A 13587-nucleotide genomic window follows, 5' to 3' on the forward strand; every position below is an offset into this window, starting at 1 on the left:
GCCCAGTCGCTGGCCCTGATCTCCGACGCCGCCCACATGCTCACCGACGCCGTCTCGATCGTGCTCGCACTGATCGCGATGCGGCTCGCGGCCCGGCCGGCGCGCGGCGGGTTCACGTACGGGCTCAAGCGGGCGGAGATACTCTCCGCCCAGGCGAACGGGCTCACCCTGCTCCTGCTCGCGGTCTGGCTGGCGTACGAGGCGGTCCGGCGGCTGGTCGACCCGCCTCCCGTGGCGGGCGGGCTGGTCCTCGTGACAGCGCTCGCGGGCATCGTCGTGAACGTGGCCGCCGCCTGGTGCATCTCCAGGGCGAACCGCTCCTCGCTCGCCGTCGAGGGCGCCTACCAGCACATCCTGAACGACCTGTTCGCCTTCATCGGCACCGCCGTCGCCGGTCTGATCGTCCTCACCACGGGCTTCGTCCAGGCCGACGCGATCGCCACGCTGGTGGTCGTGGTGCTGATGGTCAAGGCGGGCTACGGGCTGGTCCGCGAGTCCGGCCGGATCTTCCTGGAGGCCGCCCCGGCGCACATGGACCCGGACGCGGTCGGCGACCGGCTGGTGGGGCACCCGCCGGTCACCGAGGTCCACGACCTGCACATCTGGACCATCACCTCCGGGCAAGCGGCGCTCTCCGCGCACGTCCTGGTCGAGCCGGCCGGCGACTGCCACGCCGTCCGCCGTGATCTGGAGCGGCTGCTGGAGAAGGAGTACGGGGTCACGCACACCACCTTGCAGGTGGACCACGTCCCGGACGCCCTGCTCACGGTCGGGCGCCGGGGACAGGATCCGGCCGACCCGCACTGCGCCGACGCGCACGGTCCGGTGCACCGGCAGGGCCCGCACGATCACTGAGCGGCCCCCGTGCGGGGCATGTATGGACGTATGACGCAAAAACGCAGCGCCGGACTGCTCCTGTTCCGCCCGGCCGAAGGGCCCGCGGGCTCGCCCGACGAGGGCATCGAGGTGCTCCTCGGCCATATGGGCGGCCCGTTCTGGGAGCACAAGGACGAGGGGTCCTGGGCCATCCCCAAGGGCGAGTACGAGGAGGACGAGGCCCCGATCGCCGCGGCCCGCCGGGAGTTCACGGAGGAAATCGGCCTGCCGCCGCCGGAGGGCCCGTACCTCCCGCTGGGAGAGCTGCGGATCCCCACCGGCAAGCTGGTGACGATCTGGGCCGTACGGGCGGACCTGGATCCGGCGCTCATGGTGCCCGGGACCTTCACCATGGAGTGGCCCCCGCACTCGGGCCGGACGCAGGAGTTCCCCGAGCTGGACCGGGTGGCCTGGTTCACTCCCCCCGTGGCCGAAACCAAGCTGATTCCCTCCCAAATCCCCTTCCTGGAGAGGCTGTTGGCACTGCCGAGGGGTTGACCCGACCTTGACTTGCCAACAAAGGCCACCTGCCTGGACATTGCACATATGACGAACGTCGTGCTGGTGGGAACCCTGGACACCAAGGGTGTCGAGTACGGCTGGCTGCGCGAGAGGCTGCTGCGCGCCGGCGTCGAAGTGATCATGGTCGACACAGGAATCATGGGCGATCCCCGGGTGCCCGCGGACATACCACGCGAAGCGGTCGCCCGGGCCGCGGGAACGGAACTGTCGGAACTGCGAGCGGCCGCGGACCGGGGCGCGGCCGTGACGGCGATGGCCAGGGGCGCGGAGGCGACGCTGTTACGCCTGCACGCCGAGGGCCGGCTGCACGCGGTGCTCGCCATAGGCGGCAGTGGCGGCACCTCCATCGCCACCCGGGCGATGCGCGCACTGCCCCTGGGCGTGCCGAAGCTGATGGTCTCGTCGATGGCGTCCGGGGACGTGGCCCCGTACGTCGGATCGTCGGACATCACGATGATGTACAGCGTCGTGGACATCGCGGGGATCAACAGCATCTCTGCGCCGGTCATGGCGAACGCGGTCGAGGCGGCGGCGGGAATGGCGAAGGCGTTCCAACGGGCCTCGCGGGAACTGCGCCGCCCGGCCCGCCTCGGCGCCGGCTCCCGCCCGCTGATCGCGGCGAGCATGGCGGGCGTCACCACGCTCGGCGTGGACGCCGCCCGGGAGAGGCTGACCGAACTCGGCTACGAGGTGCTCGTCTTCCACGTCAGCGGCGCCGGCGGCCGCACCCTGGAGACCCTGGCCGGCCAGGGCATCTTCGCCGGCGTCCTGGACCTCACCCTCAGCGAGCTCGCCGACGACCTGTGCGGCGGCATCCTCACCGCGGGCCCCGACCGGCTCAGCGCCGCCGGGCGGGCCGGCATCCCGCAGGTGGTGAGCCTGGGGGCGCTGGACATGGTGAAGTTCGGCCCGCTGGAAACCCTGCCCGACCGGGCCCGATACCGCCGGGTCCACGTCCACAACCCGTCGATCACGGTGGTCCGTACGACCCCCGCCGAGTGCGCCGAGCTCGGCCGCCGGGTCGCCGCCAAACTCCGCGTCGCCACCGGCCCCACCGCCGTCTGCGTCCCGCTCCGCGGACTGTCCACGCTCGGCGCCCCGGGCGGCACCTACCACGACCCGGACGCGGACCGGGCCCTGTTCTCGGCACTGCGCGAGGGGCTGCGGGGCAGTTCCGCCCGGCTCTACGACTACGACACCCACATCAACGACCCGGGCTTCGGGAGGGCGGCGGCCGACCGGCTGCACACCATGATCGGCGCGGCGGCGGCCGCGGCGTGACCCCCTGAGAACCCGTGTACAGCCCCCGTAAATCCTCCCCGACCACCTTGTGAAATGCTCCGCGCGGCGGGGAACCGGCCGTGGCGGAAAACGTGTCCCTGGGGGCGGACCGCTCGACGCGAGCGGCCCGCCCGGGCCCGAGGCCGCGGCCGGCGGGGACACGGGCACGAGGACGGGAACGGGACGGGGACGGGGGCATGACGATGAAGAACGCGTGGACGGTGCCCGGCTATGCGCAGGTCCGCGAGCTCGGCTCGGGCGGCAGCGGCCGCGTGGTCCTCGCCGTCCACGAGGCGACGGGCACGCCGGTCGCGGTGAAGTACCTCAGCGACCGGCTGCGCGAGGACCCCGCCTTCGTCGCGGAGTTCCGGGCCGAGGCACGCCTCCTCGGCGGGCTGGACACCCCGTACGTGGTCCGGTTGTACGAGTACGTCGAGCACACGGCGGGTCCCGGCGGCGCCGCCATCGTGATGGAACTGGTCGACGGGATCTCCCTGCGCGCCCTGCTGAAGCAGGCCGGGCAGGCCGAACCCGAGGCCGCGCTGGTGCTGCTGAAGGGCTCGCTGCTGGGCCTCGCGGCCGCCCACCGGGCGGGCGTGGTCCACCGCGACTACAAGCCGGAGAACGTGCTGGTCTCCGCCGACGGCTCCTCGAAGCTGGTGGACTTCGGGATCGCGGCGCGCCGCGGTACGACGCCCGGGGTGGCCGGGACCCCGGCCTACATGGCCCCCGAGCAGTGGCAGGGCCGGCCCGCCTCGCCCGCGGCCGACGTGTACGCGGCGACGGCCACGTTCTTCGAGTGCCTGACCGGCCGCAAGCCCTTCGCCGGGGAGAACTTCGCGGAGCTCGCGGTCCAGCACGTCGAGGCGCCGGTCCCGGAGACCGAGGCCCCCGAGCCGGTCCGCCCGCTGATCCGGCGGGGTCTGGCCAAGGCCCCGGAGCAGCGGCCGGAGAACGCCGAGGCGTTCGTGGCGGAGCTGGAGGACGTGGCGCTCGGCGCGTACGGGCCCGACTGGGAGGAGCGCGGGCAGCGCAAGCTGGCGGCGCTCGCCGCGCTGCTGCCGCTGCTGTTCCCCTCCGCGGGCGCCCCTGCCGCGGGGACCACGGCGGTGGCGACGACCACGATCACGCCGCCCTCGCGCTGGGCTCCGGGCCGGCGCGGGCTCGTCGCGGGCGGCGTGGCCCTGGTCCTCGGCGTGCTGACGGCGCTCACCTACAGCGCGGCGGGCGGGGAGGCCGGCGGTGCCGCCGCGTTGAACGCGTTCGCGACGTCGAGCGCGAGCCCCGGCGGTACGGGCCCTTCGCCGGTGCCGGGTCCGAGCGCCTCGGCGAGCCCCTCCTCGTCCGCCTCGCCTTCCCCTTCCGCCTCCCTGTCCCCGTCGGCCTCGCCCTCGTCCACCCCGAGCCCGGTCTACTCGCCGACGGTGACGCCCACGGTCACCGCGCCGACCACCCCACCGCCCACCACGACCCCGCCCTCGCCGAAGCCGACGGTGGTCGTCGGCGCGGTGTCCGTCACCATCCGCCAGACCGGAGTCTCCGTCGGCCAGGCGACCGTGAGCGTCGACGCGAAGGGCACCGCCCCGGTGACGGTGGTGCTCGAATGGTTCACCGGCGACGTGGAGGGCCGGCTGGGCAAGGCCGACGGGGCCGCGGACACCCTCACGTACCGGCCGGGCGCCGCGGCGCCGCTCGTCCAGACCCACACCTTCTCGGGCTCGGGCTGCTACTGGGGCGTGCGCGCCACCACCAGGCCCGCCGCCGGCAACGGCCCCTCGACCAGCCAGGTCTTCATCAGGCGGTGCACGATCTCATGAGCGACAGCAGCAGCGACGACGACTACAGCGCCACCGTCCTCGGCAGCCAGTGGTTCAGCGGGCCCGAGCAGACGGCTCACCCGACGGCGCGACAGACCCTGGTCCAGCCGCAGGACGCCGTCCCCGACCGGGTCGAGGGCTCGGTCCTGCGGTTCGGGCCCGGGGTGACGGCCGCCGCGCCGGCCCCCTTCCCGGTGGTCGCGGAACCGGTGGTGCGCCGCCGGCGCGGGGAGTGGCGCCGGTACACCCTGGCCGCCGTGATCCTGCTCGCGGTGCTCGCGTACCTGGCCTGGCAGCGGTACGGCCCGGCGATCGAGGTGCGGGGGGTGACGGTCGCGGCCGGCGGCCCCCAGGGTCCCGGCTGCGATTCCACCGCCGACGTGGTGGCCGTCGTACGGACCAACGGGCGGGCGGGAACCCTCACGTACCGGTGGATCCGCTCCGACGGGACGCAGTCGGAGCAGCTCACCGAGCGGGTGCCGCGCGGGCGGAAGGAGGCCCGGCTGCACCTGCTGTGGACCTTCCAGGGCCGGGGCACGTACGCGGCGCAGGCCAAGCTCCAGCTGATCGCGCCCGGTCAGCGCACCGCGGCGACGCAGTTCACCTACCGCTGCCCCGGCACCCCCTGAGGCACGGCCCCGAGGTCTCCACAGGGCGGCGCCCTCCCCACCGCCGGGGCGACCGCCCGGCGGTGGTTGCGCGGAGGCCCGCAGCCGCTCGGGGAAGCGGCTGCGGGCCATCCGCCGGCCTGTCCGTGGCAGGCCGGTCAGAAGCGGGCGTGGGCGGTGATGTCCGCCTCGAACTCGCCCGTCATCGCAGGGGTCACGGTCGGCCTGCACTGCGCGATCGCCGCCAGGTAGTCCCGCGTGGAGGCGCCGAGCTGCGCCGCAGCCGCTCCGCGCGCGCCCACCGCCTCCAGATCCCGCTCGAAGGAGACCTGCGCCGCGATCCGCGCCGCGTGCTCGATGTCGGCCGGGGTGAAGAGCTCGCTCGCCGCCACCAGTGCCGCCACGTCCACGTCGGCGCGGCCCGCCGTGTGGCGGGCCCAGATCGCGGCCCGCGCCCCGGCGTCCGGGGTGCCGATCGGGATCAGGTAGTCGAAGCGCCCGGGCCGCAGGAACGCCGGGTCCAGGGAGCGGATGGAGTTGGTGGCGCACACCAGGAGCCGCTCGTCGCCCTCCCGGAACCCGGGAATCAGCTTCAGCAGCTCGTTGGTGACCCCGTGGATCCCGCCCGGCTGCGCGGGCTCGGTGCGTACGGGCGCGATCTCCTCGACCTCGTCGATGAAGACGAGTACCCGCTCCAGCTCGGCGATGCGGGCGAACGCGTCGCGCAGCGCGGCGGCGAGGTTGCCCTCGTCCGCGAGGCGGGAGGGCAGCAGTTCCACGAACGGCCAGCCGAGCCGGGAGGCGATCGCCCGGGCGAAGGTGGTCTTGCCCGTGCCGGGCGGGCCGAAGAGGGTGATGGCGCGCGGCGGCCGCACCCCGTGCGCGGCGGCCCGCTCGGGTTCGGCGAGCGGGAGGACCACGCGCCGCTCTATGAGGTCCTTCTCGTGCTCCATGCCGGCGACCTTGGTCCACAGGTCGTTGGGGAGGAACCGGCCCCCGAGGTCGTCGAGCAGGCCGGCCGCCGGTCCGTGCAGCGGTTCGGTCTTCTCGAAGTAGGCGACGGCGGGCTGACGCGTGTACCCGGCGTTGAGCAGGCCCTCGCCGAGCAGGTCCTCCTCGGGCAGCACGTAGGCGATCCGCCCGACCCGTGCCGCGATCAGCCGCCGCTCCAGCTCGACGAGCAGGGCGCTGGCCAGGCCCCGGCCGCGCCAGCCCGCGGCGATCGCGATCCGCATCACCCAGGCGCGCTCGCCGGTGACGCAGGCGAGGGCCGCTCCGATGGGGACGCCCTGGTGGACGGCGACCACGCAGGGCTGCCGGTCGGTGAGGGCGCTGATGCACTCGGCGAGCGAGAAGACCGACTCCTGGCCGAGTTCTGCCGTGGTGTCGATGAGGTGGACTACGGCCGCGAGATCGCTCTCGCGGTAGTCGTGGATGAGCCAGTTCACCGGGTACCGCCCCTCGTTCGTGCTCCTGCGGCGAGGCTAGGGGCGGGCGGGCCCGGCGATCACGTTCCGCGGTGCACAACAGGCGGTCCGGAAACCGTCCGTGTCGTCCATAGACTGGCGGCCTCACCCGAACAGCCGATCGAGGATCCGCCCGCCTTCATGACTTCCGACATATCCCGCATACCGACCGTCCGGCGCCGGCCCGTCGTGGGGCCGGCTCCGGTCCTCCCGACCGGCCGGCAGCGGTACCTCGTGTGGCTGGTTCCGGTCCTGTGGACCGTCGCCCTCGGCCTGTGGGGGCTATCGCGGCAGGACAGCGTGTGGCGGGACGAGGCGGCGACCTGGCAGGTGGCCGGCCGGTCGGCGGGCGAGATCGTGGAGATGCTCGGCAACGTCGACGCCGTGCACGGCCTGTACTACCTGCTGATGCACGGGCTCTTCGAACTCTTCGGGGCGAGTACGACCACGCTGCGGCTCCCGTCGGTCCTGGCCATGGCGGCCGCCGCGGCGTGCGTGGCCCTGATCGGGCGGCGGCTGGCCGGGTTCTGGGCGGGGCTGGGCGGTGGTCTGGCTCTCGGACTGCTGCCGGCCGTGCAGTTCTACCTCCAGGAGGGCCGCCCGTACGCGCTGGTCGCGGCCGGTGCCGGGCTCTCCGCGCTGCTGCTGGTGTCGCTGCTGTCCGCGCCGTCCGAGCCGGGGAGGCGGGCCTGGCCGCGGTGGACGGCGTACGCGGTCACGGTGCTCGTGTGCGCGCTGCTGAACTGGCTCTCGCTGCTGGTCCTGCCCGCGCACGCGGCCACGCTGTGGTGGGTACGGGCCGGGCGCGGGGTGTGGCTGCGCTGGGCGGCGTCCGGGGCCTGCGCGGTCCTGGGGGCGCTGCCGCTGGTGCTGTTCAGCCGCGGCCAGTCCGACCAGGTGTCCTGGATCCCGCCGCTGACCTGGCACATGATGATCGGCCCGGCCATCCTGCTGGCCGTGGGCGGGCTCGGGGCGCTGCTCGACCGGCCCCGGGCGGGCCGGCTCTCGGCGGCCGCGGTGGGAATGCCGCTGCTGGCGGTGCCGCAGCTGGGGCTGATCGGGATCTCGCTGGTTCAGCCGCTGTTCCTGGACCGGTACGTGCTGTTCAGCATGGCCGGGCTGGCCCTGCTGATCGGCGCGGGGCTGGGCGCGGCCGTACGGGCGGCCCGGCCCCGGTTCCCGCGGGCTGCGGACGCGCTCGTACCGGGCGTGGTCGGGATCGCCGTACTGGCGCTGCTCCCGGGGGAGCTGGCCAAGCGGGCCCCGGCCAGCCGGGTCGACGACGTACTGGCGGTGGCCGGGGAGGTGGCCCGGCTGGGGCGGCCCGGGGACGCCGTGCTCTTCGTACCGGCAGCCCGCCGGGACACGGCGCTGGTCTCCCCGGGGGCGTTCGCGGGGCTGTCGGACGTGGCCCTGGAGCGGAGCCCGGTGGCCTCGGCCACCCTCAAGGGCGAGGAGGCGGATCCCGCGCGGATCCGGAAGGCGCTGCTCGGGCAGCGGCGGGTGCTTCTGGTGACGGACGCTGCGGGGGTGGCGAAGCCTTCGGGGGCCGCCCGGGACGCGGCGAAAGCAGCGGTCCTGAAGGAACGGTTCACGGCGGTCGAGGACCGCGAGGTCCGGGGCCGGCGCGTGACGGTGTACGAACGCCGGTAGCGGGGACCCTGCGGGGCGGGCCCTGTGCGGCGCGGGGCTCGAGCGGCGCGTACCTCGTGCGGCGCCCGCCTCATGTGGCGGGGGCACCGGCGGTGTGGGAGTCCAGCCAGGACAGCGAGGCACGGGCCAGGTCCGGCCAGCCGTGGTCGACGATCAGCGAGTGGCCGCGGTCCTCGAAGCACTGGTACTCGGTGGTCGCGTGCGAGTGGCGGTACTGCTTGTAGGTCGAGCGGGTCAGCAGGTCCGGAACGGTGTGGTCGAGCCGGCCGGACAGCAGGAGCAGCGGACCGCGCGTCTCGTTCCCGGTGTCGACCCTGGCCGGGGAGTGCGGGGTGAAATTGCCGAGGGCCAGCTGGAAGAGGGGCCGGGCGGTGCTCGGGATGGTCCATTCGTCGTACAGCTCCTCGGCCTCCTCCTCGGAGACGGCGTTGGCGAAGCTGTAGCGGAACTGCTCGCGGTTGAGCGAGACCGACCGGCGGGTGTTGCCCGGGTTGTGAAGGACGGCGAACGTCGACTTGGCCTGGGCGGGGGCGATGGCCTTGACGCCCTTGATCTGACCGGGGCAGATGGCGACGGCGGCCTCGGCGAGGCCCTGGCCGAGCAGGTGCTGGGCGATGAACCCGCCGACCGAGTGCCCCACGAGAACGGGTCGGACGGGCAGCTCGCGGATGACCTTGGCGTGGGCGTCGGAGATCTCGACGAGTCCGACCCCGTCCTGGTCGTCGGGGCGGCGGCGGGCCTCGGCGACGGTGTCGGGGACCCCGGGCCACTCCGGCAGGACGGGCTCGTACCCGGCTTCGCGGAAGGCGTCGGCCCACCCCTCCCAGCTGGTCGAGTGCAGCCAGAGGCCGTGGATGAAGACCACGGGCGTGCGGTGCTGTGCGGTCATGCGGGGACACCTCGTGTAACCCCCTGCCGCCCCTGCCAGTCTCGCCCGCCCGGGGCGCGGCCGCCTGCGGAGCCCTGATTCACAGGACATTCATATGGAATAGCGTGCTCCGGACATAGCTTCGACGGGGAGGCTCGGGGCATGATCCAGCGCATGCTTCCCCGACCGGCCCACAGCGCCCGCACCCGGCGGACGTCCCGGATCCTGCTGGCACTGGCCGCGATGGCCGCGCTGGTGAGCGTGGACCTGCCCGACGCGGCGGCCGTGCCGCCCCTGGGGGTCACCGCCGAGGCCGGGTCCGACGCGACGTCGAAGCGGGTCGGCGCCCTCTTCGCGGGCTCCCTCGACGGCGGGCACTTCTGCACCGCGGCCGTGGTGCACAGCGACGACCGCGACGTGATCGCGACCGCCGCGCACTGCCTGGACACCCCGGACACCACGGTCTTCGCGCCCGGCTACCGGGACGGCAAGGCCCCGTACGGGGTGTGGAAGCTGACCGGGGTCTCCCTCGCCCCGGGCTGGACGGACGGGAGGGACCCGGACGAGGACGTCGCCTTCGCGACGGTCGCCCCGGCGGACGGCGGCAGCGCGCGCATCGAGGACGCGGTGGGCGGCTTCCCGGTGGCCACCGAGCAGCCGGACGACGTGACGGTCACGGTCCTCGGCTACCCGAGCACCGAGGAAACGCCACTGCGCTGCGCCAACACCACGAGCCTGTTCTCCGAGACGCAGCGCCGGATCGACTGCCCGGACCTCAGCGGCGGCACGAGCGGCAGCCCCTGGCTGGCGAACGGCGCCCTGGCCGGGGTCCTGGGCGGCTACGAGGGCGGCGGCTCGGTCCCGGAGGTCTCCTACAGCGCGGTCATGGACGACCAGGCCCTGGAGCTCTACCGCGAGGCGGCGGTCTCCGCCGGCTGACCCTCCCCGCGCCCGTCGTCCCGACCGGCCGTGTCCGTGTGGGCGCGGGTCCGCTCCTGTTCGGTGCGCGGGTCCGGTTCCGTGCGCGGGGCGCCCGGGCCCTCGGCCGTCAGGGCGTTCTCCCCCGCCGGGCCCGCCGTCGGGGCGAACCAGGTCGGGTCCTCGGTGCGGGCGCGCAGGATGCGGTCCACCGCGAAGGGTTCCAGCTCGGGCAGGGCGTCCACCTCGAACCAGGCCACCTCCAGCGACTCGCTGTCGTTGACACGGGCCTCGCCGCCGGTGGCGCGGCAGCGGAAGGTGATGTCCTGGAACTGGCAGACGTCGCCGTTCGGGTAGGTCATCGGTTCGAGCATCTGGACGAGCACCACCCGCTCCGGGACGCAGTGCACCGCCGTCTCCTCGTACACCTCGCGCACCGCCGTCTGCGCGGGCTGCTCCCCCGGCTCCGCGATCCCGCCCACCACGGCCCACCGGCCGGTGTCGGAGCGGCGGCCGAGGAGCACCCGCCCCTCGTCGTCGAAGACGATGGCGGTCACCCCGGGCAGCAGGAGCAGCTGGTTGCCTGCGGAGGCGCGGATCTGGCGGATGAACTCGGGTGTGGTCATCCCCCGACCCTACGAGGCCGCGGGCGGTGACCGGGGGTCGGCGATCCGCCGGCCCGGGTCAGGCGGCCGTGCGGCGGGACCGGACGCGGCGGGCGAGGGTCCAGCCGAGGCCGCCCGCGGCGACCAGGAGCAGCACGTACTCCGGCAGCGGGCCGAACCGGGTGGCCGGCGTCTGCGTGGAGCGCAGCGGGATCTCGGCGACCAGCGCGTCCGCCGTGAACATCTTCGTCTCCTGGACGATCCGCCCGTCGGGGCGGATCACGGCGCTGACACCGCTGGTGACGGGCACGAGGACGGTGCGGCTGTGCTCGACGGCCCGCACCCGGTCCATCGCGAGCTGCTGGTACGTCATCTGCGAGCGGCCGAACGTGGCGTTGTTGCTCGGCACGGCGATCACCTGCGCGCCGTCCTGGACGGTGGAGCGCACGGCGTCGTCGAAGGCGGCTTCGAAGCAGGTCACCATCCCGACCCCGCTGCCCGCCATGGCGAACACGCCCGGCTCCTTGCCGGGGCCGAAGTCGCGCTGCACCCGGTCCACGTCCGCGCTGAAGAGCCGGACGAAGGACCGCATCGGGATGCGCTCGCCGAAGGGCTGGATCTTGCGCTTGTCGTACGTGTCGACGGGTCCCTTGACCGGGTCCCACAAGATCATCGTGTTGCGCAGCGGCCCGGTTTCCGGGGCCAGTACGGAGCCGATCGCGACGGGGACCCCGATGGCCTTGACCGCGTTGTCGATGACCTCGTACGCGTCGGGCTGGGTGTACGGGTCGATGTCGGAGGAGTTCTCCGGCCAGACCACGAAGTCGGGCTCGGGGACCCGGCCGGCCTTCACGTCCGCGGCGAGCTGGAGGGTGCGGTTGGCGTGGTTGTCGAGGACCGCGCGGCGCTGGGCGTTGAAGTCGAACCCGGCGCGCGGAACGTTGCCCTGGACGACGGCGGCCACCGCCGTCCCCTCCTCGGCGGCGTCGGAGACCAGTGGCCGGGACGCGAGGGCTCCGGCGAGCGGGGCGAGCGCGGCGGTCGCGGCGAGCAGCGCGGCGGTGGCCCGCCGGGTGTCGGCGCCCGCGCGCACCGCCTCGTAGAGCCCGAATCCGCACAGCGCGACGGCGAAGGAGAGGAGCGGGGTACCACCGAGGGCGGCGAGCGGCAGGAACACCCCGTCGGCCTGGCCGAAGGCCAGCTTGCCCCAGGGGAAACCGCCGAACGGGGCCCGGGCGCGCAGCGCCTCGCCCGCGACCCAGACGGCCGCGCCCCACAGGGGCCAGGCGGGGAGCCGGCTGACGAGGGCGATCCCGAGACAGGTGAGGCCGATCAGGAGGGCTTCGACGGTGGCGAGGGCCAGCCACGGGACGGGGCCGACGCCCTCGCTGGTCCAGATGAGCAGCGGGAGCAGGAAACCCAGGCCGTGCAGGAAGCCGAGGCCGAAGCCGGCGCGGGCGCGGCGGCCCCGGAGGCAGGCGCCGAGCAGGGCGAGGGCGAAAGGCGCCAGCCACCACAGCGGACGCGGCGGGAAGCTGAGGTAGAGCAGCGCGCCGGAGCCGACGGCGAGGACCGCGCGCAGCGGCCACCCCTTCCAGGCGGCGGACGCGGCCGGGCCTGCGGGTTCCGCTTGTCCGGCGACGCCGGCTCCGGGCTCTGCGGTGATGCTGCTGCTCATCTGCCGGAGTGTACGTGCCCGGCCGCGGGCAGCGGGAGACCCTCAGCGGGCGAGGGCACGCAGGTGGGCACGGATGACGCGGACCGCGTTCTCGGCGTCGTCGACGGTGACGGTGAACGCTTTGCCGTCCCCGAGCCGCAGCTCCACCCCCTCGCCGCGCCGGACGATGACGGCGGTTCCCCTTTCGGGCCGCCAGCGGTAGCCCCAGCCGCCCCACTGCTGGGGCGTGATGCGGGGCACGAACTCGGCGGAGGTCACCTCCGTGAGCCGGATCGTGCGCCGCGGCAGCCCGATGTGGCCGCAGCGGACCTCCATCGCCTCGGCGTCGACGGTCACGGCGACGTGCACGAAGGCGAGGGTTCCGTAGAGGATCAGCAGTCCGACGGCGAGGCAGCCGATCACGGACATGAGCAGCGGGACGATGCCGGAGGCCCAGCTCGAGTCCACGGCGAGCTGGACTCCGAGCGCCAGGCAGGCCGCGCCGGCCGCCGCGAGCAGCCATTGGGCGCGGTTGGAGGCCCGTCCGGTCCACAACGGACCCCGGGGGTGAACCGTCATGTGTAGCAGCGTACTCACGTTCCGCAGGTGCGCCACTGCCTCTCGCAGCGCGTCGCCACGCTCCGGCAGCCCGCACCTGCCGGCCCTTGACCCCAACCAAACTTGAGGTTCTACGGTCACGGACATGACACACGACACGACGCAGGACACGGCACATGGCACGGCACACGACACGGCACATGGCACGACGCATCACGAGACATACCCGTCCGCCCCCGGAGCCGTCCCGGAGCGCTACCGCACGGCGGTGGTGGCGCACGTCATGGTGTCCGACGCACCCGCCGCACTCTCCTTCTACCGCCGGGCCTTCGGCGCCGTCGAGGACTTCCGCCTCGACCACCCCGGCGGCGGGGTGCTGCACGCCGAGATCCGGATCGCCGGGGCGGTCCTGATGCTCGGCGACGTCTCCGAGGGCCCTTTCACGGCGCCGACCGCGCTCGGCGGCACCTCGACGGCCTTGCACGTGTTCGTACCGGACGTGGACGCGCTCGTCCGTACCGCGGTGGCGGAGGGCGCGGAGCTCCTCCAGGCGCCGGCGGACCAGTTCCACGGCGACCGCACCGCCATCCTCCGCGACCCCTTCGGCCACCTCTGGGTCTTCCTGACCCACCTGAAGGACGTCTCCTTGTCCGACCTCCGACCGACGGGCTCCTAGACGAGTAAGTCCGAAGTCCTTGGGCGCATGAAGCGAGGGTCTCGTTGGTTTGTGTGTGACGACAAACCTGGAGACCCTCGCG

12 protein-coding genes and 1 pseudogene are annotated in these 13587 nt (G+C 73.9%); 8 read left to right on the forward strand and 5 right to left on the reverse strand.

The window, feature by feature from the left end; all coding sequences use genetic code 11:
- The 5 genes from ACS04_RS15370 to ACS04_RS15390 all read left to right on the forward strand — a co-directional run.
- Positions 1–855 (forward strand): cation diffusion facilitator family transporter (locus ACS04_RS15370; RefSeq protein WP_048477166.1); only part of this gene is annotated, 855 nt, incomplete at its 5' end.
- A gap of 30 nt (positions 856–885) precedes the next feature.
- The gene (locus tag ACS04_RS15375) at positions 886–1374 is read left to right on the forward strand and encodes an NUDIX hydrolase (RefSeq protein ID WP_048477167.1); all 489 of its coding nucleotides are present in this window, start codon (positions 886–888) and stop codon (positions 1372–1374) included.
- A 48-nt stretch (positions 1375–1422) separates the two neighbouring features.
- Entirely contained in the window at positions 1423–2679 is a 1257-nt protein-coding gene (locus ACS04_RS15380; RefSeq protein WP_048477168.1) for a Tm-1-like ATP-binding domain-containing protein, read from the forward strand.
- Between the two features lie 197 nt (positions 2680–2876).
- Positions 2877–4496: a serine/threonine-protein kinase gene (locus ACS04_RS15385; RefSeq protein ID WP_245236404.1), complete on the forward strand. Its 1620-nt coding sequence runs from the start codon at positions 2877–2879 to the stop codon at positions 4494–4496.
- Positions 4493–5125: a hypothetical protein gene (locus ACS04_RS15390; RefSeq protein WP_048477169.1), complete on the forward strand. Its 633-nt coding sequence runs from the start codon at positions 4493–4495 to the stop codon at positions 5123–5125. Before ACS04_RS15385 ends, ACS04_RS15390 begins: the two co-directional genes overlap by 4 nt.
- A 137-nt stretch (positions 5126–5262) precedes the next feature.
- On the opposite strand, the gene ACS04_RS15395 is transcribed toward ACS04_RS15390, so the two are convergent.
- Positions 5263–6552 (reverse strand): ATP-binding protein, encoded by a 1290-nt coding sequence (locus ACS04_RS15395; protein WP_048477170.1) that lies wholly within the window; start codon positions 6550–6552, stop codon positions 5263–5265.
- A gap of 159 nt (positions 6553–6711) precedes the next feature.
- Between ACS04_RS15395 and ACS04_RS15400 the strand changes: the two genes are divergently transcribed.
- On the forward strand, positions 6712–8223 hold the full coding sequence (locus ACS04_RS15400; protein ID WP_245236405.1) for a hypothetical protein: 1512 nt from the start codon (positions 6712–6714) through the stop codon (positions 8221–8223).
- Positions 8224–8293: 70 nt separating this feature from the next.
- Here ACS04_RS15400 and ACS04_RS15405 read toward each other — a convergent pair whose 3' ends face one another.
- Positions 8294–9112 (reverse strand): alpha/beta hydrolase, encoded by an 819-nt coding sequence (locus tag ACS04_RS15405; protein WP_048477171.1) that lies wholly within the window; start codon positions 9110–9112, stop codon positions 8294–8296.
- 141 nt (positions 9113–9253) lie between these two features.
- Between ACS04_RS15405 and ACS04_RS15410 the strand changes: the two genes are divergently transcribed.
- The gene (locus ACS04_RS15410) at positions 9254–10030 is read left to right on the forward strand and encodes a trypsin-like serine peptidase (RefSeq protein WP_245236406.1); all 777 of its coding nucleotides are present in this window, start codon (positions 9254–9256) and stop codon (positions 10028–10030) included.
- Between the two features lie 134 nt (positions 10031–10164).
- Here the strand turns inward: ACS04_RS15410 and ACS04_RS15415 are convergent.
- The 3 genes and pseudogenes from ACS04_RS15415 to ACS04_RS15425 all read right to left on the reverse strand — a co-directional run.
- Positions 10165–10635, reverse strand: a pseudogene (locus ACS04_RS15415) (NUDIX hydrolase); the annotation flags it as partial.
- Positions 10636–10693: 58 nt separating this feature from the next.
- Positions 10694–12292 (reverse strand): apolipoprotein N-acyltransferase, encoded by a 1599-nt coding sequence (gene lnt, locus ACS04_RS15420; RefSeq protein WP_048477172.1) that lies wholly within the window; start codon positions 12290–12292, stop codon positions 10694–10696.
- A gap of 42 nt (positions 12293–12334) precedes the next feature.
- Positions 12335–12850 carry a hypothetical protein gene (locus ACS04_RS15425; RefSeq protein ID WP_048477173.1) on the reverse strand — a complete coding sequence of 172 codons (516 nt, stop codon included), beginning with the start codon at positions 12848–12850 and terminating at the stop codon, positions 12335–12337.
- A gap of 262 nt (positions 12851–13112) precedes the next feature.
- On the opposite strand from ACS04_RS15425, the gene ACS04_RS15430 reads away from it, so the two are divergent.
- On the forward strand, positions 13113–13505 hold the full coding sequence (locus tag ACS04_RS15430; RefSeq protein ID WP_048477178.1) for a VOC family protein: 393 nt from the start codon (positions 13113–13115) through the stop codon (positions 13503–13505).
- The last annotated feature ends 82 nt before the right edge of the window (positions 13506–13587 follow it).

Origin of the sequence: Streptomyces roseus (assembly GCF_001044425.1) — a bacterium.
GTDB classification, from domain to species: domain Bacteria; phylum Actinomycetota; class Actinomycetes; order Streptomycetales; family Streptomycetaceae; genus Streptomyces; species Streptomyces roseus.